Genomic DNA, 22,075 nt, shown 5'->3' with positions numbered 1-22,075 from the left:
GGGCCCTGCCTTTTCCTTTTGTGCACTTGCGCAGCGCGGGCAAAGGCGACTATCTCCAAGGCCTGTCGTGAAGCCTGTCGCTCCGATCGCGCCTGAAAGCGAAGCCGCCCTTGGAATTCCCGCCAAATTCTCCGCCGCAAGATCCTTCGTCGCAAGATGCTTCGCTGGGGGTGCCGGCCGTCGTTGAGGAGGCTCCGCGCGAGCCGATCCTGACGCTGCCGTTCGCGCTGACCGCCTATATCCTCCTCCTCGCGGTGATCCATCTGCGCGTGCTGCTGCCGCCGGAGCTCGAGAACTGGACCATCGACGTCTTCGGCTTCATCCCCAAGCGCTACGATTCCTCGCTGCTCAATCTGGAGATTCCCGGCGGGGCCGGCGCCAAGATCTGGACCTTCGTCACCTATTCGCTGCTGCACGCCAATCTCACCCATGTCGGCTTCAACGTGCTGTGGCTGTTGCCGTTCGGCAGCGCGCTGGCGCGGCGCTTTGGCGCCGTCAGGTTCTTCCTGTTCCTCGCGGTGACGGCGGCGGCCGGCGCGCTCGCCCATCTCGTCACCCATGAGCACGCGGTGGCGCCGATGATCGGCGCCTCGGCCTCGGTGTCCGGCGCGATGGCGGCGGCGATCCGCTTCGCCTTCGTTCGCGGCAGCTTCCTGTCGTTCAGCCGATCGGATGCCGATACCGCCGCAAGAGTTCCGGCGCTGCCGCTGTCGCGCGCGTTGCGCGACGGGCGGGTGCTCGGTTTTCTTGCGGTGTGGTTCGGCGTCAACATCGTCTTCGGCGTCGGCGCGATCGGCATCGACAGCGAGACCACGAGCGTCGCCTGGCAGGCGCATATCGGCGGCTTCCTTGCCGGCCTGTTGCTGTTCGCGCTGTTCGATCCGGTGCCGCGCGTGCGAAGTGATGCTGCGGATGCGTCATCACGGGACATTTCAGACCGCATTTGAAGCGGCGCTTGCGGCGCCGCCCGAATTCATCCATCATTCCCGAGAAGAATGTTCCGAAGCGACAGGCCGCTAGCGGCGATGCTTCGCAAAGCGCCTGAACGTGAAACCGGCGCTGAAACTGTTAGTTGAAGACTCGAAGAACAAGTCCGGACCGCGAACAGCGGACGGTTGCGATTCAGGGAGGCGACAATGACGGTACGTTCGATTCTCAACACCAAGGGCCACCAGATCATGAGCGTCGAGCCCGACGCCAAGCTGGCTGCCGCGGTCAAACTGCTCGCCGACAAGAAGATCGGCGCGGTGCTGGTGATGAACCAGAGCCGGCTGGAAGGCATCCTGTCGGAGCGCGACATCGTCCGGGTGATCGGCGAGCGCGGCGCCGGCGCGCTGGAGGAGCCGGTCTCGCAGGTCATGACCCGCAAGGTGGTCACCTGCAAGGAGACCGACACGGTCGCCGAGCTCATGGAGATGATGACCACCGGCAAGTTCCGCCATCTGCCCGTGGTCGACAACGGCAAGGTGGTGGGCCTGATCTCGATCGGCGACATCGTCAAGCGCCGGGTGCAGGAATACGAGGCCGAGCAGGAAGCCCTGCGCGACTACATCAAGACCGCCTGATCAGTAAGACGGCCTGATTAGTCCTGCTGCTGGTCGGCTTTGGGCGCGGCGCCCTCGGGCGCGGGCGCCAGTTCGTGGATTGCCTCCTGGATGGACTCCAGCGCACGCTCGGCTGCGCGGGTGCCCAGCGCGATGAGGTCCTCGGAGCGGTGGAAATCGAACCAGCCGAATTGACCGATCCGCGGTGTGATCAGCATGTCGGGCGGATCGCCGGCGAGGCGGGCCCGGGTGATGCGGTCCTGCATGATGTTGAAAGCGTCGACCATCACCGAGGAGAGGCCGGGCCGGGCGCTGCCGCCGCCGAAGAACTCGCGCTTCACCGTCTTCTCAGGCGAGAAGAATCTCGGGAAGCGCCGCTTTGATGCCGGCTCTTCGGTCGCGGGGATCACCGGCTCAGGCATCGCGCCGTGCGAATAGACAGTCGTCGAATAGGTGAAGATATCGCTGGAAAGATTTGCGGCGATGACGATTTCCGCGCCGAGCGCGCGTGCCGCCGAGACCGGCACCGGGTTCACCAATGCGCCGTCGACCAGCCAGCGATCGCCGATCAGGACCGGAGAGAAGATGCCGGGCAGCGCGTAGGAGGCGCGCATCGCGTCGACCACGCGGCCGCGCGTCAGCCAGATCTCGTGGCCGGTGCGAACCTCGGTCGCGACGGCGGCGAACTTGACCGGGAGATCCTCGATCTGGCTCTGGCCGCAGGCGGCCTCGAGCCGGGTCGCCAGCTTCTCGCCGCCGATCAGGCCGGAGCCGTTGAGGCGGATGTCGAGGTAGCCGAGGATGTTGCGCATCCCTTGCAGGCTGCGGCCCCATTCTTCCAGCGTATCGAGTCGGCCGGCCGCATAGAGGCCGCCGACCACTGCGCCGATCGAGGTGCCGACCACGACGTCAGGCACGATTCCATTGGCGAGCAGGGTCCGGATAATGCCGATATGAGCGAAGCCGCGCGCGGCGCCGCCGCCGAGGGCAAGGCCGATGACCGGCCGGCGGATGCTGCCCAGGCCGACTTTCTCGCCGATCTTATCGCTGTTCGAACCCCGACCCTTCAATATGTCCAGCACCGAAACTCTCCTACGCCGGGACCCGCCATCAGACTAGGCACCGCACTCGCGCTCCGCCAGAACCGGGCCGAAGCATGGTTTATGCCGGTTTGGGAAGCGCGCGGGGCAGGAGTATGGCGAGGGACGGGCTGCCCCTGGGGTAATCACGCAGGCGTCAGCCGGGTTCCAAAGAACCGTATTGGCCGTATTTCTCAGGGGTCCAGAGGCTTGAATTTGCCGCGTTTTCGGTGAAAAGCAGGTGGCATGACTCTCGGGGGTGACGGCATCATCGGATGGCGGCGCGGCGCATCGCTGCTGCCGGCGCTGGTCCTTGCTGCCTGCCTCTATACTCTTGGCCAAAATGCTGCGCAGGCGCAGCTTTTCTCCGATCGTCCACCGCCGGTGCCGCCAGCGTCGGTGCCCGATCCCGGCGGTGCCGTTAGTCTGGCGCCGCCCTCCGGCCCGGGTGCCGGACCGCCGAGCCTGCCGCCGACCCTGTTGCAGCCGACCACGCCCAGCATGCCGCCGCCCGCGGTCACGACCGTGCCGTCCGCCCCGCCGCTCAACGCGGCCGTCCCCGGACAGGGCGTGCTGTCGCTGACGGCGAAATACGGCAAGGACACCCCGCCGATCACCAGCGGCCTGGTGTGGCGCGTGTTTGCCGATCGTCCCGACGAGAACGGCACCTTCAAGCTGATCCGCGAAGATCGTAATGCCACGCCCAACATCGTGCTGCCGCCCGGCAATTACGTCGTGCACGTCGCCTTTGGCCTCGTCAGCGCGGTGCGCACCGTCAGCCTGAAAGCCGAGACCGACCGTGAATCTTTCGTGCTGCCGGCCGGCGGCTTGCGCATCGAGGGCCGCGTCGGCACCAGCCGCATTCCGCAGAACCAGATCTCGTTCGCGATCTACAAGGGCAGCCAGTTCGAATCCGGCGAGCGCGCCTCCCTGGTGCCGAACGTCGCCGCCGGCGACGTCGTGCTGCTGCCGGAGGGCACCTACTACATCATCTCGAACTACGGCGACGCCAATTCGGTGGTGCGCTCGGACATCCGCGTCCAGGCCAGCAAGCTCACCGACGTCACAATCACCCACCGCGCCGCCGTCATCACGCTCAAGCTCGTCAGCGACAGGGGCGGCGAGGCGCTCGCCAACACCGCCTGGTCGGTGCTGACCCCAGGCGGCGACGTCATCAAGGAATCGATCGGCGCCTTTCCGCGCGTCGTGCTCTCCGAAGGCGAATACCGCGCCATCGCCAAGAACGAGGGCAAGGTCTACGAGCGCGGCTTCAATGTCGTCAACGGCGTCGACGGCGAAGTCGAGGTCGTCGCGCGCTAGTGCTTGAGCGGTGATGCCGCATGCGGCCCGACGCTGGTCTTCGTGCCTGGTGAACACTTCTCATTCAGCGCATGGATTCCCATATCTGATTACCGCCAGTCCCGTGTGCGAAAGCAGATGCTTTCCGCTGCTCCGCTTGCTGTTGCGATTGTTGGCGTTTCGATTTGAACAGCTCTGGCAGCGCTACCAAGCAGGACCGATTAACACCGGCACCGCCGGCTTATTCCAGCGGCGCCGCGACTTCCTCACAGCAGTGCAAGATACCTATTTCCGATAATCAATTTTATTCGCTTTCCATCCTGCCGCGTTATATGTCGGACATCACTCCAACGGGGGAGGCCGGAGCAGGCTCGTGCGTCTGCGAGACCGGCAAGGAGCAGGGGACCACGCTCGTCGGCATGTTCGAAGTGATCCTCACCAGGCGTAAGCGGTTCGGCTGGCGGTGGCAGGTGTGCGACCAATCCGGCAAGAAATTTGCCGATGGCTTCGAGCGCACTCGGCCGTCCGCCAAATATCATGGCGAGCGCGCATTGTTCTTTCTGTTGTCGCAGGCCCCGCTGCGCAACCGCTTGGCGACGTCCAGCGAGGACTAGTCGCGACTGCGCGTGCAGTCCGATAAGTCCCGTAGCCCGGGTGAGCGAAGCGATACCCGGGACAGCTCGTGGTCGGAATCCCGGATGTCGCTTCGCTCATCCGGGCTACAAGACCTTGCGTTGCCCGACGGGCAAAACACCCAAATTGTCGGACAACCCGCGCCGCGAAAAATATTCCGCTTTGCCGAATTTCGGAATTGCGTATATTTCGCCGCAACCCGGCCCAAGGAAGAGGGGCGTATCGCGATCGTCACGAACGCGGGCCGGACGGCGGTGGACGTTAGTCACATCGGCGCGAATGGTTTCGCAGGGCGGGCAACCGTGAGTGAAGGCCTCGCGCACACGACCGGTGTGATCGGCGTACGGCAAAATCGTGTGGTCCTGACGCCCGGGGTCTGTGCGTCAAGCGTTGCGGTGATGTGGGTTGCCCAACCGGGCACACGCATCAAGCAAGGCGACGGGGGCAATAGTGCATCGCTCCCCGGGGAGAGCACGACATAAGCCGTAAAGCCACTGCGCAGGGAAGGCCGGATGTTTTGGCTTCACCTGTATGCTGCTGTGCAATTTTGTTCACGACAATCTCGCACAGTGGACCGCGGGTGCCAGCCGGCACCCGGTCTTCCCTGCGCCCTCTTTCATTTGAGGGTGAGGCGACCAAGCAAAGCTCGGGCGAAATGCGCCGCGAGGATGCGAAGGTGTGTCTGCGATCCGGAATGCGAATGGAAGCGCGACGCTGCCACCCACAGACTCCGTCATTGCGAGGGCAGCGAAGCAATCCAGTCTGCCGCCGCGGAAAGATTCTGGATTGCTTCGCTGCGCTCGCAATGACGAGGATGATGGAAGTGTACGCCCTCGAGATCGCAGCTGCTCACTGATTTCGGCCAGCGAGATTCACGGGCGGCGTAACTCGGACGGATAGCAGTCGTAGACCAGCGCCTTGAAGTCCGGCGTGATGCGGCTGCGCTCGTTCTGGGTCTGCTGCATCAGCAGGTAGACCATGTCGAGCTTGGGATCGACGCCGAAATAGGTGCCGCTGCCACTGTCCCATTTCAACTCGCCGAGCGAGCCCGGCGGCGGCGGTTTGGCGTTGCCGGGATCGGTCCGTACCGCGAGGCCATAGCCATAGCCGAAGCCGTCGCCCGGAAAATAGAAGTAATCGCGGCCGACGCCCGAGCCCGGCCCGACGTGATCGGTCGTCATGGCCTTGAAGGCAGCGGGGCTCAGATAGCGCTTGCCGTCGAACTCGCCGCCATTGAGAAGCATCTGTGCGAAGCGCTGATAGTCGGTGATGGTCGAGAGCAGCCCGCCGCCGCCGGACTGCCATTCGGGGTGATCGAGGCGCTCGCGCTCGGCGGCGAGCAGGATGTTGTCGTTCGGCAGCGGCCGCGCCATCCGCGCAAGCTCGTCCTCGGTCGCCAGCGCGAACTTGGTGCTGCTCATGCCGAGCGGATCGAAGATGCGCTGCTTGAGGAATTCGTACAGCGTCTGGCCCGAGATGATCTCGATGACGCTGCCGAGGACGTCAGTGGAATGACCGTAGCGCCACAGCGTTCCCGGTTGCCGTGCCAGCGGCAGCCTTGCGATGCGTTGGGCGAATTCCCTGTTGTTGAATTGACCTTCGAAGATATTTGCGGCCTTGTAGGCCTGCTCGACCCATTTGCCGCCGATGTAGTCGTAGCTGATGCCCGAGGTGTGCCGCAGGAGATCCTCGATGTTGACGGGACGGACCGGGGCCACGAAATCCAGGTGCAACGTGCCGTCGGGATTGGTGACCTCGAGGCCCACCTTGGTGTCGGCGAAGAGGGGAACGTATTTCGACACGGGGTCGGTGAGCGCGAGCTTGCCCTCGTCGATCAGCATCATCGCGCCAAGGCAGGTGATCGGCTTGGTCATCGAGTGGATGGCGAAGATCGTATCGGGCGTCATCGCGAGACCGGTCCTGGTGTCGCGCACGCCAATAGTCTTCAGATAGACCGGCTTGCCGTGCTGCTGGACCAGCACCACGGCGCCGGGCAGCCGGCCATTCGTCACCTCGTTGTCGAAATACGCTGTGATACGGTCGAGCCCGTCGGACGACGGCGCGGGGACGTCGGCGGCGCGGCTTCGCGCCATCGTGCCGGCCAGCAGCGCGGCTCCGACCAGAAATTCACGACGCTTCATCCGGGCTTCCTCCCTCGCCGGGATCAAAGCCGCAAGACGTCGAAGGCGTCAACACGCCTTCGATTAAAATCGCGTCACGATTTCAGAAAGGACCGGTCGCGGACGGTCTTCGCTCGGCCTGGTCGGCTTGCCGATATGGACGAAGCCCGCGAGCTTCTCGTCCGGCTTGAGGCCGAGGCCATCCAGCACGTCGCGATCGAACGCGAACCAGCCGGTCAGCCAGCAGGCGCCGTAGCCGAGCGCCGCCGCGGCCGTGACGATGTTCATAACGCTGGCCCCGGCCGACAATTCCTGCTCGAAGGCCGGCACCTTCGGATGCGGCTTCGTGAAGCTGACGATGCCGATCACCAGCGGCGCATCCATGAGGCGTTTGCGCTCGGTCTCGACATCGGCCGCCGCCGCGCCGGGATTCTTCCGGGCGAACACCTTTGCGATCACCTCGCCGGCGCGCTGGCGCGCATCGCCCTCGAAGATGATGAAGCGCCAGGGCGCGAGCTTGCCATGGTCGGGCACGCGCGCGCCGATGGTGAGGATGGTCTCGAGCTCGGCCGGGGAGGGGCCAGGTCCGGACATCTCGCGCGGCTTGACCGAGCGGCGGGTCTTCAGGAGTTCGATGGCGTCGGGCACTGCGGTTTCCTCTTCGGCTGGTCGTCGGGCGTGCAGTCCCCACATAGGAATGCACGCCCGCAACCGAAAGCGAGTTTAGACCGATTTCAGATGTCAGGTCGCGCCACGCGCCCGCTTCACATCCGGCGGGGTCGCTTCGTCGACGAGGGCGGCGATGGCTTCCACCGTCGTCGTCACTTGCTGCCCGTCGCTGCCGAGCCGGCGGATCGAGACCGACTGCGTCTCGGCCTCTTTCTTGCCGACCACGAGCAGTGCCGGAATTTTGGCGAGCGAATGCTCGCGGACCTTGTAGTTGATCTTTTCGTTGCGCAGGTCGATCTCGGCCCGAAGTCCCGCACGCCGGACCTGCTCCAGCACCTGCTTGGCATACTCGTCGGCTTCCGACGTGATGGTGGTGACCACCACCTGCACCGGCGACAGCCAGAGCGGGAAGTTGCCGGCATAGTGCTCGATCAGGATGCCGATGAAGCGCTCCATCGAACCGCAGATCGCGCGGTGCACCATGACCGGCGGCTTCTTGCCGCTGTCGTGGTCGATGTAGAACGCACCGAACCGTTCCGGCAGGTTGAAGTCGACCTGCGTGGTGCCGCACTGCCAGTCGCGGCCGATGGCGTCGCGCAGCACATATTCGAACTTCGGTCCGTAGAAGGCGCCTTCGCCCGGATTGATCTCGGTCTTGATGTGATTGTTCTGCGACTGGATCTCGCGCAGCACCGTCGCCATCACGCGCTCGGCGTGATCCCACATCGCGTCGGTGCCGACGCGTTTCTCCGGCCGGGTCGACAGCTTCACAGTGAGATCGCCGGTGAAGCCGAAATCGGCATAGGTCGACAGGATCAGCTCGTTGATCTTCAGGCACTCGTCGGCGAGCTGATCCTCCATGCAGAAGATGTGCGCGTCATCCTGGGTGAAGCCGCGCACGCGCATCAATCCGTGCATCGCGCCGGACGGCTCGTAGCGGTGCACCACGCCGAACTCGGCGAGCCGCAGCGGCAGGTCGCGGTAGCTCTTCAGGCCATGCTTGAAGATCTGCACGTGGCCTGGGCAGTTCATCGGCTTCAGCGCGAACCAGCGCTTGTCTTCGGCCTCCTCGCCGGCCGACTGCGCCGCGAACATGTTCTCGCGGTACCAGCCCCAATGGCCGGAGGTCTCCCACAGCGACTTGTCGAGGATCTGGGGGGCGTTGACCTCGCTATAGTCACCGGCCAGGCGGCGTCGCATATAGGCGATCAGCTGCTGGAAGATGGTCCAGCCCTTGGCGTGCCAGAACACGACGCCCGGACCTTCCTCCTGGAAGTGGAAGAGGTCGAGTTCGCGCCCGAGCTTGCGATGGTCGCGCTTTTCCGCTTCCTCGATCTGCTTCAGATAAGCGTCGAGGTCCTCCTGCTTGGCGAATGCCGTGCCGTAGATGCGGGTCAGCATCGGGTTGTTGCTGTCGCCGCGCCAATAGGCGCCGGCCACCTTCATCAGCTTGAAGGCGTTGCCGATCTTACCGGTCGATGTCATGTGCGGGCCGCGGCAGAGATCGAACCAGTCGCCCTGGTAGTAGATCTTGATCGGCTCGTTGCCGGGAATGGCGTCGACCAGCTCGACCTTGAACGCCTCGCCCTTGTCGCGGAACACCTGTTTGGTCTTTTCGCGATCCCAAACCTCCTTCGTAAAAGGCTTGTCGCGCGCGATGAGCTCGCGCATCTTCTTCTCGATCGCGGCAAAGTCTTCCGGCGTGAACGGCTCGTTGCGGAAGAAATCGTAATAGAAGCCGTTCTCGATCACGGGGCCGATGGTGACCTGCGTGCCCGGCCACAGCGTCTGCACGGCTTCGGCCAGCACGTGGGCGCAGTCATGGCGGATCAGCTCGAGCGCGCGCGGATCGTCCCGGTTGATCAGCTCGATCCTGGCATCGGCTTCGATGGGATCGTCGAGGTCGGAGACCACGCCGTCGAGCGCCATCGCGACCGTACGCTTGGCCAGCGACGGCGAAATGCCCTTGGCGAGTTCGAGGCCGGTGATGCTCTTGGCGTATTCGCGCCGGGCGCCGTCGGGGAAGGTGAGCGTGATTTTTTCCGGTGGGGTCACGGGTCTCAAATTGCTGAGGCTGTACTGGAAGCCGGATTCGGATTTGGGCTGCTCGGACTTGGATTGGTCCTTGGATGGGTCCTTGGGCTGGTCGGTCATGGCATGTCTCCTGAGGCTCACTCCTGCGAACGAGCGCAGGTAAGCGGGAACGAGCGATATATCAGGCGAGTCGGCCTGCGCAATCCGGCATTTCCAAGAAACCGGCGCGCAAAAGCGGAGGCGCTGCACGAACTATTCCGGGCAACGCCCTTTAACTGGTCGCAAGGCGGCTCTACATGCGTTTGCATGGAAAATGCACGCGCCGGCCGTTTCGCGCCAACCGCCCTGATGCTCGGCAATCTCGTCACCGGCTGCTCAGTACTGGCGCCGGCGGGCATGCTGCCGGAATTGGCGACGGGGCTCGACGTCAGCATCCATGCGGCTGCGCTCCTGATCACCTTCGGGGCTGTCATCCTCTGCATCGGCTCGCCGCTGACGGCCTGGCTCACCAGCCGGATCGAGCGCCGGGCGTTACTCACCACGACGCTGGCGGTGCTCGCTTTTGGCAATCTGGCCTCGGCCTTTGCGCCCGACTATGCGAGCCTCCTCGTCATCCGCCTGGTGATGCTCGCGGTCGGCGCGCTTTACACGCCGCAGGCCGCCGGTACGGCGGCGTTGATCGTGCCGGTGGAGCGTCGCGGCAGCACGATTGCCTACATCTTTCTCGGCTGGTCGCTCGCTGCCGCCGTCGGCCTGCCGCTGATCACCTTCATCGCCAGCCGCTATGGCTGGCGCGCGGCCTATGGCGGAATCGGCGCGCTCGGTTGCGTCAGCTTCCTGCTGTTGCTGATGCGGCTGCCGGGGGGCTTGAAGGGGACGCCGGTGGATCTGAAGACCTGGAGCGCGGTCGGTCGCAACAGAACGATCCGGCTTCTGCTTGCGATCACGATGTTGCAGATGTCCGGGCAGTTCGTGGTGTTCACCTTCATGGGGCCGCTGCTCAACAAGCTGACCGGCGCAGGGCCCGATGCGATCGGCCTGGTGTTCGCTCTCTATGGCGTCTGCGGCTTCCTCGGCGTTGTCATCGCGACCCGCATCGTCGACACCTCGGGACCCTATCGCACCTCGCTGCTGTTCACCTGCCTGCTGCTTGCAGGAATCACGGGCTGGGCACTCGGCGCCGGCACGCTCGCGTTGATGGCGGGTGCGGTCGCGATCTGGGGCCTCGGTTTTGCCTCGACCAATTCGATGCAGCAGGTGCGGCTGGTCTCGGCCGCACCGTCGCTGGCATCGGCGACCGTCGCACTCAACACCTCCGTCCTTTATATCGGCCAGGCGGTCGGCTCTGCCGTCGGCGGACTGCTGTTCGCCCGCGAGCTCCTGCATACGCTCGGCTTCGTCGCAGTCGGTTTCGTGGTGGTGGCGCTGATCCTGGTCGTCCTGACCCGGCCCCGGCCGGCAACAGCCGCCCCGGCCTGAACGGAAGCGTGCCTGTGTGCGCAAGGTGCTTGGCAAACCGCGCGCCGGGAGGCTAGAAGGCCGGTCATGGGGACCAAAGAGGGTTGACTGAGATGAGGATGATTCTGGCGGTTGCCGCGGTGCTCTATTCAGCTTCCGCTTTCGCGCAAGCCGACAAGCCACCAATGATCGGAGACAAGCCGTTGGTGCAGGTCAAGCCCAAAGGGACCAAGGCGGGCACCAAGGAGGCTGCGGCCAAGCCGGCTGCCGCGCCGAAGGGCAAGCCACAATCCATCGCGGCGCGGCTGCAGGCTTGCCTGGACCTCGATGACGGCACCAAGGACCGGCTCAATTGCTACGACGCCGTGATCCCGCCGACGCCAAAGCCGAAGCCGGCCAAGGCCAAGGGCTACGCCGATTGCCGTTTCTTCAAGGAAGAGGACGAGCGGCTGGCCTGCTTCAACGGCTTTGCCGAAAGCATTCCGAAGCTGCCAAAGACCTGAGGCAGATCAGGGCCTGCGACAGTTACAGGCCCACCTAGCCAAAATACCGACGGCGCAATATCGCGGGCTTACCGGCTCGACGGGGATGGATTGGTGGAGGCCACGCGCGTGAGCGCGAGTGATGGCGTCGCCGACATCTTCACGAGGACGTCCTTGAGCGGGTCCCGCGTCCACGCTCGCGTCACATAGTCACGATGCGTGATGCCGTCCCCGGTTTCGACGAACACCACGCTGCCCGGACGCAAGGGGCCGTCCATGTCTTCGGAGACGGTTATGCCTTTCTGCCGCAGCGTGCTCATCAGTTCGCGGTCGCGCCGTGCGGTGTAGCGGGTGTAGGAGCTGACGAAGAAGCCGGAGCGGTGGCTCTCGATCCATGAGGCGAACTTGTCCATCTCGCCATAGACGGCGTCGAGCAACACGACGCCGCGGACACGGTCACTGATGCCACCAACCTCGAGGCTCCAGGCCGTCGGCAGGAAGCCGCCGCTGTAGCCGACGATCACGATCGGCATGTTGGCGAAGGCGCGGGCGCTGTTGGGATCGCCGGTGAGGCGGGCGAGATGGTTCGCCGACTCGTCGATGAAGCGCTTGAGGCCGCCAGCCTGCCAGAATTTTCCTGCGCTGGAATCGGCGGCATCGACCGCCATCTGCGGTGCGAGCAGGATGGCGTTGGCGCCGGAATCAGTGATCTGTTGCGGCACCAGCTGGCGGTCGCGCACGTCGCGCTCCAGCGTCGCGCCATTGCCGTGGAAGAACACCACGATCACGCCCGGCTTCCGCACGTCGAAATGTTCGGGCACGTGCATCAGGACGCGGTTATCGTTGTAAGTCTCGTCCTGCCAGAACACGCGCCCGGAATAGCTGCGGTGGCCGCGGCGGTCGCCCTTGGAGATGTTGAGGAATGGCGCGTCGGAGGCAGGGTTGTTGCCGAAATAGGGGAAGGCTGACGATTTCATGCTGACGAGCGTCGTCAGGTCCTCGCGTGGCGGACGCTGGTAGGGGGCCTGCGGCGCGAGCGAAGCAACCTTGTAAGGCGCCTGCTCCGGCTGCGGCTGCACGGCGCGCTTGGGTGAGAAGTCCGACATCTGCCGTTGCAGAAAACCCTCGCTCGCGGATGGGAAGCGCTCCCTGAACTGGGGGGCCGGGAATCGATCCTCGAACGTGTCGTTGCTTGCGACTTGCTGGTTTGTCTTCGCAACGACCTGGACGTTGGCTTGGACGTTGGCCTGCGAGTTCGCCGCGAGCGCTGCCGGATTGGGCGCCTTGCCGCATTGAACCAGTGTCAGCGACAACGGCACCAAGGCTGAGATCAGAGCGATCCGAAGCGCACGACCGCGTGCGCCGGACGTGGTCCGGTCAGCGCGGATGTCAGCTCTCGGCTTCGGAACGGCCCCGACCATTCACCCATGACCCCAAGTCATGACCACAAGTCCATCGGCAATCATTAAGGCAATTGAGCCGATGGGCGTTTAGGCGACGTTAAGTATCCGGAGAAACTTCCCCACATCCGGAACGCTCAAAGGGACCACGCAATCGTGTCGTGATTGTGGGGGGAGGGAGACGGGATGTCCCGGTGTTTACGACGCTTTATTGCCCGCATCGTGCATTGATGGTGCTGCAGTACCGATTCGGCCCCGCCTCATTTAACCCTTGTTAACCCTGCTTGAATTGACTGGACCGAGCTGCACGATGCTTCCCACGAGACGTGACGCCTGAGGTTGAGGACGGCGATGACGGCATCAGATGCGGGTACTGCACCCTGGACCGGCCGGCTGACCGGAAGCGGGTCGGGGGTCTCCGTTCTGGTCGCAACCGCCATCGTCGTGGCCGACATGATCGGGGTCGGCGTCTTCACCAGCCTCGGCTTCCAGGTCAAGGACATTCCCTCGGGCTTCTCGATCCTCTTGCTTTGGACGGTCGGCGGCATCGTCGCGCTGTGCGGGGTGTTCTCCTACAGCGAGCTCGGCGCCATGTTTCCGCGCTCGAGCGGCGAATACAATTTCCTCGGCCGAGCCTATCATCCCGCCTTCGGCTTTCTCGCCGGCTGGGTGTCGGCGACGGTTGGCTTTGCAGCACCCGTCGCGCTCGCCGCGATGGCCTTTGGCGAATACGCCAAATCGGTGGTCCCCGATGTGCCGCCGATCCCGCTTGCCATCGCCGTGGTGTGGCTGGTCTCGCTCGTGCAACTGACCGGGGTCAGGCATTCCTCGACGTTCCAGCTGATCTCGACCATCCTGAAGGTCGTGCTGATCGTTGCCTTCCTGGTCGCCGGCTTCATCGTCGGCGTGCCGCAGCCGATCGCCTTCACGCCGCAGGCGGGTGATCTCGTGCATATCGTCAGCGCGCCTTTCGCGATCGGGCTCGTATTCGTGATGTATTCGTTCTCGGGCTGGAATGCCGCGACCTACATCATCGGCGAGATGAACATGCCGCAGCGGGACCTGCCGCGTGCGCTGCTCGCGGGCACGCTGATCGTGCTCGTGCTGTACGTCGCGCTGAATGCGGTGTTTCTCCATTCTACGCCGGTGGGCGCGCTCGCGGGTCAGCTCGATGTCGCCAGCGTCGCCGGCAGCGCGATCTTCGGCAATCTCGGCGGCCGGATCGTCGGCGCGATGATCTGTTTCGGCCTGATCTCCTCGATCAGCGCGATGATGTGGATCGGCCCGCGCGTGATGATGACGATGGGGGAGGATATTCCGGCGCTGCGCGTGTTCTCGCGGAGATCGGTGCGCGGCGCGCCGGCCTATGCCATCCTGTTTCAGCTCGCCGTCGCCAATTTGCTGCTGTTCACGCGCAGCTTCGAGGCCGTGCTCGACTTCATCCAGTTCGCGCTGCTGTTCTGCTCGTTCTTCACGGTCGCCGGCGTGATCAAGCTGCGCATCACGGATCCCGATTTGCCGCGGCCCTATCGTGCCTGGGGATACCCGTTCACGCCGCTCGTGTTCCTGCTCGTGACCGCGTTCATGATGTACTATTTATTGACTGAGCGGCCGGTGCAATCGCTATCGGGGATGCTCGTCCTGGTCTCGGGCCTGTTGATTTATGCTGTTTTCCGCAGGCGGCCGGTCGCCGCTGGCACGTCACACAATCGCGAATAGACATGTTTCGACCCATGAGAATTGCGGCCGTGGCTCTCGCCTTGCTGGCTGCGGCCGTCTCGTCCGCACGTGCTGCCGAGGCAACCTTCGACGACACCGCGCGCTTCCTCGCGGGCATGCAGCCTTCGGCGGATTCGCCGCTGGTGCCGCTCACAAAGGACTCGGGTTGGCAACGCCACGCAAGATTCTTCGACAGTGCCTTCGCCCAGCTCGAGGAGCGCCAGCTCGCGAAGATCCGCAACTGGGCCGACGTCAATTTGGCGGCGCCCAGGCCGACCATGTTTTATTGGTTCAGCGGCCCCGACTTCCTCTACGCCAACGCCTTCTATCCCAAGGCCAGCACTTACGTGCTTGGCGCGCTGGAGCCGGTCGGTGCAGTGGCTGACCTGACGCGATTGCCGCGCAGTTCGGTCGGCGCCGCGCTCTATAATGTCGAGCGCTCGCTCGGCTCGATCCTGAGTTTTTCCTTCTTCATCACCAAGCAAATGAAGGTCGACCTGCACACCAACCAGGTCAACGGCACCTTGCCGATCCTCTACGTCTTCCTCGTCCGCTCCGGCAAGATCATCCGCAATGTCGAGATGGTCGCACTCGACGACAAGGGCGGCGTGCATGTCGGCAACGACAATCCAGGACCGAACGCGACGCGCGGCGCCCGCATCACCTTTGCGGGCCCCGACGGCGAGGCGCGCACGCTGTATTATTTCTCGACCGATCTCTCCAATTCAGGTGCACGCGCGGCAGGATTCCTGAAGTTCTGCGAGACGCTCGGACCCGGCAACAGCCTGATCAAGAGTGCGTCCTATCTGCTGCACTCCGGCAATTTCACCGTGGCGCGCGACTGGTTGCTCGCCAACAGCGCGACCATCGTCCAGGACGATTCCGGCATTCCGCTTTCGAGCTACAATTCGCGGCAATGGCGGTTCTTCCCGTTCGGCCGCTATCTCGGACCGATCGGCGAATTTCCCGGCCGCTACCAGGAACGCTACGCCGCGCTGTTCACGCGCGCCCAGCCGATCGATTTCGGCGTCGGCTACCGCTGGCGGATGCACGAGTCGAACTTGCTGCTGGCGGTGAAGGTGCCGGGAAGCGAGACGGCGCCGGGGGCGGAGACCACCTCGTCCGCCGAGCCGTCGCCGAAACCGCTGCGTCCGAAGCGGCCACGTCCGCCTGAGCCGGTCCCGCCGCCACCCGGACGCTTTTTCTGGTCCCGCTAATTACCAGTGCACGCTCTGGCTCGGCACGATGAACGCCGTTGTGCTAGGCGGCGTGGCAAGACTCGTCTCCAGATACCAGCCGGAGCCGACCACGAGCAGCAGCAGGGCGATGATGGCGAGCATGTCGAGGGTTCTGGGATCGTGGCCTCGCGAACCGCCCCGGGAATCCGGTCCAAGTCTGACGTGAAAATGAGGGCTGATTTTCCAGCGCATTGTTGTTTCCTCCCGCGGGAGCATCACAGCAACGCGAGGAGAGAGTTTCGGTTCCACTCAAGGTAGCGACGCCTGAGGCGCCGCATCATGCTCAGGATGCGTTGACGCCGCGCCAGCGGCCGTAGCGCCAGGGCAAGTACCAGCGCGCGCCCTGTGGTGCGGTGAGGGGCACGTTGTCGATGCCCGAGGTGCCGAAAGGGTTGCAACGGAGCAGGCGCGCGAGCGTCATCCAGCCGCCGGCCCACAGCCCGAACCGTTCGATTGCCTCGTCGCCATAGGTGGAGCAGGTCGGCAGGTGCCGGCAATTGTAGCCAACCAGCGGCGAGAGCGTGTGGCGGTAGAGCCAGATCAGCGCGCGGGCGAATTTGCGTGGAAGCCGGAGCGCGCCCGCGACGGGATTGGAACAGGGCTCGGGGGCTGATTGCTTCATGAGCGCTTTGCTGAGATCGTGGGCGAGGTTTTGCGCGGTTCCGGTGCAGGGAACTGTAAGCTGTTGTTTGTACGTCATATTTTGCGTGCTTTTTGGGAGCAGTGCAGCAAATGCCTATGGACGAGCTGTATTCCCCCGGATACCATTTTTGTGACGTCCATGTGAGACTCATTGGAATGTCGGAACGGGGCTTGGCTGAGTCGGCTCGCCGTAAGGCTTGGGCTAAAGCTTGGGACTTGGGGAAGGGACCAGTTTGAAACTTCTGAAGGCGCTCAATCTTCGCGGCTGGTTGCTGGTGGGAACCGCTGCTTGTGGAGTCGTGTTGGCTGGCGCCGTCGCGACGCTCGGGTCGTCTGCCCGGGCCGGTGCTGCCCTCGAAGAGCGCAAGCTGCCGATGAAGTTCAATTGGGTCGCCTGCGAGCCGAATTGCCGCGGTTGGGTCAGTGCAGTCGGCATCATCACCGCCGATACGCCCCGGGACTTCGAAGAGTTTTCCCGCGGGCGCCAGCTCGGCGGCGCCACCGTGGTGCTGGATTCCAGCGGCGGTTCCGTCAACGACGCGATCACGCTCGGCCGGCGCTTCCGCAATCTCGGACTTCTGACCACGGTCGGCGTTAGCGTTCAGAACCGCGGCGGGCAGTCGGCCCGTCCGGCAGTCGCGCCGGAGGCCTATTGCGAATCCATGTGCGTGTTCCTGCTGTTGGCGGGCAAGAAGCGCTACGTGCCGGAAGCGGCCCATGTCCGGGTTCACCAGATCTGGATGGGCGATCGCGCCGACGATGCCAAGGCGGCGAGCTACAGCGCGCAGGACCTGATGATCGTGGAGCGCGACATCGGCCGGCTTGCCAAATACACCTTCGACATGGGCGGTGCCGGCGATCTGCTGTCGCTCGCGCTCAGCGTCCCGCCCTGGGAAGATTTGCACGAACTCGATGCAGGCGAGCTCAAGCTCACCAATCTCGTGACGACGGATCTCGTGGCCGACGTGTTGCCGCATGTCGATATCTCCGCGCCGGCAATGGCGGAGCTTGCACCGAAGACCCAGGCGAGGTTCGGTGCAGAACCGGAGCAGTCCGCCAAGTCGACCAAGACGGCGGAAGCCCTGGTGCCGACGGGCGGCGTAGCCACGCCTGTTGCGGCGTCGCAGAAGTAGCCTCGAATTTCTGATTTCATTTCCGGGCCAGCGACGAGCCCGGAATCACCCTCCGGAATCAGCCTTGCGCCGCGGCCGGCTGCTTCGCCTTCGCCTCGATCTGGCCGATGGCATCGACCACGGCATCGAAGGTCAGGAGCGTCGAGGCGTGGCGCGCCTTGTAGTCGCGGACCGGCTCTAGGAACTTGATCTCTGCCCATTTGCCTTCAGGAGGCGCGCCGTTCTCCTTTAGCATCTTGCGAACAGTTTCGCGTAACTCACGGAGTTCGCTCGCAGTCGATCCGACGATCTGACTTGCCATGATGGATGAGGAAGCCTGTCCCAGCGCGCAGGCCTTCACGTCATGGGCGAAGTCGGTGACCTTGTCGCCCTCCATCTTGAGGTCGATCTTGACGGTCGAGCCGCACAGCTTGGAGTGGGCGGTGGCGGTGGCATCGGGATCCGGCAACCGTCCGAGCCGCGGAATATTCCCGGCCAGTTCGATGATCCGCTTGTTATAAATGTCGTTCAGCATGTGATGGAGTCCAGCAGGATCGGCCTTGGCGTGCGCCGTCCACGGCCCTATATAAGGTCGGAACTGGCGGAAAAACAGTCCAGCGCCGCAGCGATGGTGTGATCCAGAACCGTGCTGCCGGCGTTATAATTTGAAGACCTTTTCGCCGAAACTGTTCTCTCAGGCGTCCGGCGGCTCGCCGCCCCGTCTGCCGGTGACACTCCGGCCGCAAGGCCGTCGAACGGAGTCGACATGGACGCTACCATCAAATCCATCCGCCCCAACAAGCCCTCCGATCGGCAGCCCGAGAGCCGTCCGGCGGAGCTCGATCCTTCCGAATTCCTTGCAGCCGCCGTCCGCGCCGACCAGCCGCGCCCGGCGCGCGCCGAGGCCGAGCAGGCGGTGAAGACGCTGCTTGCCTATATCGGCGAGAACACCAACCGCGAGGGACTGCTCGACACGCCGCGCCGCGTGGTCGAGGCTTTCGACGAACTCTATCAGGGCTACCACCAGTGCCCGGCCGAGGTGCTCGATCGCACCTTCGGCGAGACCGCCGGCTATGACGACTTCGTCCTTGTGCGCGACATCGAGTTCACCTCTCAATGCGAGCATCACATGATGCCGTTCTACGGCAAGGCGCACATTGCCTATACGCCGGTGGAACGCGTGGTCGGCCTGTCGAAGCTTGCGCGCCTCACCGACATCTTCGCCCGCCGGCTCCAGACCCAGGAGCACATGACCGCGCAGATCGCGGCAGCGATCGACGAGATCCTCAAGCCGCGCGGCGTTGCCGTGCTGATCGAGGCCGAGCATACCTGCATGTCGGTGCGCGGCGTCGCCAAGCATGGTGCCTCCACCTTCACCAGCCGCTTCACCGGCATGTTCCGCGACAATCCGGCGGAACAGGCGCGTTTTCTGTCTCTGGTGCGAGGCCTGCAGCGCTGACCTCGCGAATAGACCGGCGAGGGCGTTGTGTCCGCTCACTCCCATGAAACCGAGGAAGGTCTCGCCTTCCTTCCGAGATTCGATGCGGCCGGGCTCGTCACGGTCGTCGCGACCGAATTTGCCACCGGCGACGTGCTGATGGTCGCGCACATGAATGACGAGGCGCTGCGCAAGACCATCGCGACCGGCGAAGCCTGGTACTTCAGCCGCTCGCGCAATGCCTTGTGGCGAAAAGGTGAGACCTCAGGTCAGACCCAGCGCGTGCTCGAGATCCGCACCGATTGCGATCAGGATGCGGTCTGGCTGCGCGTCGAGCAGATCGGCGCTGCGTGTCACACCGGCCGCCGGTCCTGCTTCTACCGCAAGGTCGAGGCCGAAGACGGCGGCGCCAGGCTCGTCTTTGTCGATGCGGACAGGCTGTTCGATCCGGACGCGGTGTACAAGAAGTAGTCCTGCCGTCATGCGGAGGGCGGCGTGGCGGCCCGAATTTACCCCGCATTAACCATATCTGTCCCACGGTGAGACGACAGGGCGTCGAATTGCCGGCGCGCCTCAACGCCATGCGAGCGGGCACTTCATCATGTCGGTCGACAATTCCAGTGTCTCACAGGCGGCGGTCCTTGATCCGTCGCGGGCACGCGTCGCCAGTGCGATCAAGCAGGCCTCGAACGTAGGTGGCGTCAGCTTCCAGTACATGCTGACCACCGCCAAGATGGAATCGGATTTCGATCCCACGGCGGGGGCGACTACGTCATCCGCGCACGGGCTCTACCAGTTCATCGACCAGACCTGGCTTGGCACGGTGAAGGAAGCGGGCACCCAGCTCGGCTATGGCAACTATTCGGACGCCATCACCAGGACGTCGTCGGGCACCTACACCGTCGATGATCCCGCGATGAAGCGGTCGATCATGAAGCTGCGCGACGATCCGGAGGCCGCCTCCAGCATGGCGGCTGCGCTGACGCAGTCGAACAGCTTCAAGCTCACCGGCCTGCTCGGCCGCAGGCCGTCCGACAGCGAACTCTACATGGCGCATTTCATGGGCGTCGGCGGCGCCGCGAAACTGATCGCCAATGCCGAGGACAATCCGCAAGCGGTTGGCGCGCGGTTGTTTCCTAACGCGGCGTCCGCCAATCGCTCGATCTTCTACGCCAAGGACGGCCGCGCGCGCAGCATCTCCGAGGTCTATTCCGTGCTGGATGCACGCTACGCCGGCGCGGCAAATTCGAAAACCACCCGCAGCGCGATGGCGATGTATGGCGGCACGTCGACCACGCAGGTCGCGAGCGCCAACGGCGTACAGCCTGCCGCGCCGCTGATCGACAATGCCGCGTATCTCCAGACCTTTCCGAACACACGCGCGGTGATGCCGGTCAGCGCGACAGTGCCAACGACGGCCGCGGACAATACACCGATCACGCCGGTATTTCGCTCGATCTATCAGCCCGGCGACACCACCCAGCCGGTCTCGACGACCGTGCAGAAATTGTGGGGCAACAATGCCTCGCTCACTTCGGTCGCACCCGCGACCTCGGCCGCATCGGGGACGCCTGACGTCCGGCCGCCCCAGCCGCTTGATCTGTTCAGCGATCGCAGCGGCACGTTCTCAAGCTAATACGCACTCCCGTGTCTCGGACACGTCGCAGCGGGAACGCTGCTGCGCAGGGCCCGGTGCGTGAACGGGCCGCCTTTGTTCCCTTAACAAAACGTCAATAAAACCAGCCAGTTATGGTGAACGCTTTATTAAGCGTCGTGGTTTATTTTGTGTTGCAGGTGACAAGCCGTCACCGCTTCGTCTTCGTTGCGTAAGCCGGAAGCACCATGATTGTTCGGCAGTTCATCAATTGGATCAGGACGGCGCCCGCCGGCGAGCGGGCCGAGGCGACGCGGGCGCTGGCCCGGGCCTGGCTGATCTCAGACCTTTCCCATGACGACCGTATTGCCGCTGAAGGCGCGCTTCTGATGCTGCTTGACGATCCCTCGCCGCTGGTGCGGCAGGCGATGGCCGAGGCGTTTGCGCGCAGTACCGAGGCACCGGCGTCGATCGTGCGGGCGCTGTCGGCGGACCAGCCGACCGTCGCGCTGTCCGTGCTCGAACATTCTCCGCTGCTGATCGACGCCGATCTCGTCGACATCGTCGCGACCGGCAACGACGAGGTGCAGTGCGCGGTCGCCCGCCGCATCGCGCTGCCGGTATCGGTCTGCGCCGCCATTGCCGAAGTCGGCTGCGCGGCGGCAGCGCTTGAGCTGATCGAAAATCCTCATGCCGAGCTTGCGCCCTTCTCCTGGGATCGCATCGTCGAGCGTCACGGCCATCTCGCCGCGATCCGCGAGGCGATGCTGGTGCTGGAGGATCTGCCGTCTGCCACGCGCGCCGCGCTGGTGGCCAAACTCTCGGAGACGCTGGCCCAATTCGTCGTAGCCCGGAACTGGCTGACTGCCGACCGCGCCGAGCGCATCGCGACCGAGGCGCGCGACCGCTCCACCATGAACATTGCGGCGCGCTCCCGCGGCGAAGACATGGAAGGGCTTGTTCGGCACCTGCGCATCACCGGCCAGCTCACCGCGGGTCTCATTCTGCGCGCGCTGCTGTCGAGCAATCTCGACCTGTTCGATGCGGCGCTGGCTGAGCTCGCCGAGCTGCCGCTGGCGCGCGTGTCCGCGCTGCTGCACGATCGCGGCGGCAACAGCCTGCACGCGCTGCTCCGCCGCGCCGGGCTTCCCGAGGCGACGTTTGCAGCCTTCCAGGTCGCGCTCGATGCGTGCCACGAGCAGGGCTTCGTCGACAGCGACGACAATGCAGCGAGGCTGCGCCGCCGCATGGTCGAGCGCGTGCTCACCCATTGCGAGACCGACCGCGGCGCGACCGAGCCGCTGATGGTCCTGCTCCGCCGCTTCGCCACCGAATCCGCGCGCGAAGAGGCAAGGCTGTTCTGCGACGAGCTGGTCGCGGACGAGACGGTTGATCCGGTCTATGACGATCTGATTGCGGCGTAACGAGACGTGTAGGGTGGGCAAAAGGCGCATTGCGCCGTGCCCACCGTCTCTCCGCACAATTCATGTCGATTGGTGGGCACGCTTCGCTTTGCCCACCCTTGTAATAGCGCGATCAGTTATTCTCGACCTGTTCCGTGAGGAATGGCCTGCCGCGGTTTGCACCCCGCGACAGGCCGCTGGCGATCGGATC

Annotated in this window: 21 protein-coding genes and 1 pseudogene; 14 read left to right on the top strand and 8 right to left on the bottom strand. The window is 64.3% G+C overall.

Annotation, left to right across the window (positions count from 1 at the left end):
- Positions 1-170 precede the first annotated feature (170 nt).
- Positions 171-947: a rhomboid family intramembrane serine protease gene (locus ACFQX9_RS14815; protein WP_377789120.1), complete on the top strand. Its 777-nt coding sequence runs from the start codon at positions 171-173 to the stop codon at positions 945-947.
- Positions 948-1,136: 189 nt separating this feature from the next.
- Positions 1,137-1,565 (top strand): CBS domain-containing protein, encoded by a 429-nt coding sequence (locus ACFQX9_RS14810; protein WP_085351136.1) that lies wholly within the window; start codon positions 1,137-1,139, stop codon positions 1,563-1,565.
- A gap of 17 nt (positions 1,566-1,582) precedes the next feature.
- Here the strand turns inward: ACFQX9_RS14810 and ACFQX9_RS14805 are convergent, their stop codons facing one another.
- Entirely contained in the window at positions 1,583-2,626 is a 1,044-nt protein-coding gene (locus ACFQX9_RS14805; RefSeq protein WP_377789118.1) for a patatin-like phospholipase family protein, read from the bottom strand.
- A gap of 243 nt (positions 2,627-2,869) precedes the next feature.
- On the opposite strand from ACFQX9_RS14805, the gene ACFQX9_RS14800 reads away from it, so the two are divergent.
- The 3 genes from ACFQX9_RS14800 (at position 2,870) to ACFQX9_RS14790 (ending at position 5,037) form a co-directional block, all read left to right on the top strand.
- Positions 2,870-3,943 carry a hypothetical protein gene (locus ACFQX9_RS14800; protein WP_377789116.1) on the top strand — a complete coding sequence of 358 codons (1,074 nt, stop codon included), beginning with the start codon at positions 2,870-2,872 and terminating at the stop codon, positions 3,941-3,943.
- Positions 3,944-4,107: 164 nt separating this feature from the next.
- Positions 4,108-4,536: a hypothetical protein gene (locus ACFQX9_RS14795; RefSeq protein ID WP_377789114.1), complete on the top strand. Its 429-nt coding sequence runs from the start codon at positions 4,108-4,110 to the stop codon at positions 4,534-4,536.
- 84 nt (positions 4,537-4,620) lie between these two features.
- On the top strand, positions 4,621-5,037 hold the full coding sequence (locus ACFQX9_RS14790) for a hypothetical protein (protein WP_377789112.1): 417 nt from the start codon (positions 4,621-4,623) through the stop codon (positions 5,035-5,037).
- Positions 5,038-5,427: 390 nt separating this feature from the next.
- Here ACFQX9_RS14790 and ACFQX9_RS14785 read toward each other — a convergent pair whose 3' ends face one another.
- From ACFQX9_RS14785 to thrS, 3 genes are all read right to left on the bottom strand, one after another.
- Positions 5,428-6,696 carry a serine hydrolase domain-containing protein gene (locus ACFQX9_RS14785; RefSeq protein ID WP_377789110.1) on the bottom strand — a complete coding sequence of 423 codons (1,269 nt, stop codon included), beginning with the start codon at positions 6,694-6,696 and terminating at the stop codon, positions 5,428-5,430.
- A 63-nt stretch (positions 6,697-6,759) separates the two neighbouring features.
- Positions 6,760-7,323, bottom strand: a complete 564-nt coding sequence (locus ACFQX9_RS14780; protein ID WP_085385010.1) for a nitroreductase — start codon at positions 7,321-7,323, stop codon at positions 6,760-6,762.
- A 93-nt stretch (positions 7,324-7,416) separates the two neighbouring features.
- A complete protein-coding gene (gene thrS / locus ACFQX9_RS14775; RefSeq protein ID WP_377789108.1) occupies positions 7,417-9,498 on the bottom strand; it encodes a threonine--tRNA ligase in 2,082 nt (693 codons plus the stop codon).
- A 186-nt stretch (positions 9,499-9,684) separates the two neighbouring features.
- Between thrS and ACFQX9_RS14770 the strand changes: the two genes are divergently transcribed.
- Positions 9,685-10,857: an MFS transporter gene (locus ACFQX9_RS14770; protein WP_085361740.1), complete on the top strand. Its 1,173-nt coding sequence runs from the start codon at positions 9,685-9,687 to the stop codon at positions 10,855-10,857.
- Positions 10,858-10,949: 92 nt separating this feature from the next.
- Positions 10,950-11,339 carry a hypothetical protein gene (locus ACFQX9_RS14765; protein WP_026232937.1) on the top strand — a complete coding sequence of 130 codons (390 nt, stop codon included), beginning with the start codon at positions 10,950-10,952 and terminating at the stop codon, positions 11,337-11,339.
- A gap of 68 nt (positions 11,340-11,407) precedes the next feature.
- On the opposite strand, the gene ACFQX9_RS14760 is transcribed toward ACFQX9_RS14765, so the two are convergent.
- Complete coding sequence (locus tag ACFQX9_RS14760) at positions 11,408-12,739, bottom strand: alpha/beta hydrolase (protein WP_018455371.1); 1,332 nt, start codon at positions 12,737-12,739, stop codon at positions 11,408-11,410.
- Between the two features lie 330 nt (positions 12,740-13,069).
- On the opposite strand from ACFQX9_RS14760, the gene ACFQX9_RS14755 reads away from it, so the two are divergent.
- Entirely contained in the window at positions 13,070-14,437 is a 1,368-nt protein-coding gene (locus ACFQX9_RS14755; RefSeq protein WP_085351144.1) for an APC family permease, read from the top strand.
- Positions 14,438-14,439: 2 nt separating this feature from the next.
- A complete protein-coding gene (locus ACFQX9_RS14750) occupies positions 14,440-15,654 on the top strand; it encodes a hypothetical protein (protein ID WP_247371675.1) in 1,215 nt (404 codons plus the stop codon).
- Here the strand turns inward: ACFQX9_RS14750 and ACFQX9_RS14745 are convergent, their stop codons facing one another.
- Positions 15,655-15,867 carry a hypothetical protein gene (locus ACFQX9_RS14745; protein WP_026232939.1) on the bottom strand — a complete coding sequence of 71 codons (213 nt, stop codon included), beginning with the start codon at positions 15,865-15,867 and terminating at the stop codon, positions 15,655-15,657.
- Positions 15,868-15,958: 91 nt separating this feature from the next.
- Positions 15,959-16,297: a membrane protein insertion efficiency factor YidD gene (gene yidD / locus ACFQX9_RS14740; protein WP_377789103.1), complete on the bottom strand. Its 339-nt coding sequence runs from the start codon at positions 16,295-16,297 to the stop codon at positions 15,959-15,961.
- Between the two features lie 253 nt (positions 16,298-16,550).
- On the opposite strand from yidD, the gene ACFQX9_RS14735 reads away from it, so the two are divergent.
- Positions 16,551-17,450 carry a hypothetical protein gene (locus ACFQX9_RS14735; protein ID WP_377789101.1) on the top strand — a complete coding sequence of 300 codons (900 nt, stop codon included), beginning with the start codon at positions 16,551-16,553 and terminating at the stop codon, positions 17,448-17,450.
- Positions 17,451-17,508: 58 nt separating this feature from the next.
- Here the strand turns inward: ACFQX9_RS14735 and ACFQX9_RS14730 are convergent, their stop codons facing one another.
- The gene (locus ACFQX9_RS14730; RefSeq protein WP_063995876.1) at positions 17,509-17,964 is read right to left on the bottom strand and encodes an iron-sulfur cluster assembly scaffold protein; all 456 of its coding nucleotides are present in this window, start codon (positions 17,962-17,964) and stop codon (positions 17,509-17,511) included.
- Between the two features lie 231 nt (positions 17,965-18,195).
- Between ACFQX9_RS14730 and folE the strand changes: the two genes are divergently transcribed.
- From folE to ACFQX9_RS14710, 4 genes and pseudogenes are all read left to right on the top strand, one after another.
- A complete protein-coding gene (folE, locus tag ACFQX9_RS14725; RefSeq protein WP_007602630.1) occupies positions 18,196-18,888 on the top strand; it encodes a GTP cyclohydrolase I FolE in 693 nt (230 codons plus the stop codon).
- A gap of 27 nt (positions 18,889-18,915) precedes the next feature.
- Positions 18,916-19,338, top strand: coding sequence for a phosphoribosyl-AMP cyclohydrolase (hisI, locus tag ACFQX9_RS14720; protein WP_085351148.1), 423 nt, complete (start codon positions 18,916-18,918; stop codon positions 19,336-19,338).
- Positions 19,339-19,427: 89 nt separating this feature from the next.
- Positions 19,428-20,503, top strand: a pseudogene (locus ACFQX9_RS14715) (lytic transglycosylase domain-containing protein).
- A 206-nt stretch (positions 20,504-20,709) separates the two neighbouring features.
- Entirely contained in the window at positions 20,710-21,885 is a 1,176-nt protein-coding gene (locus ACFQX9_RS14710; protein ID WP_018455379.1) for a DUF2336 domain-containing protein, read from the top strand.
- Positions 21,886-22,075 lie beyond the last annotated feature (190 nt).

It is taken from the genome of Bradyrhizobium sp. GCM10028915 (genome assembly GCF_042666195.1).
Lineage (GTDB): Bacteria > Pseudomonadota > Alphaproteobacteria > Rhizobiales > Xanthobacteraceae > Bradyrhizobium > Bradyrhizobium canariense_D.
This window is presented reverse-complemented; position numbering and strand designations above follow the sequence as displayed.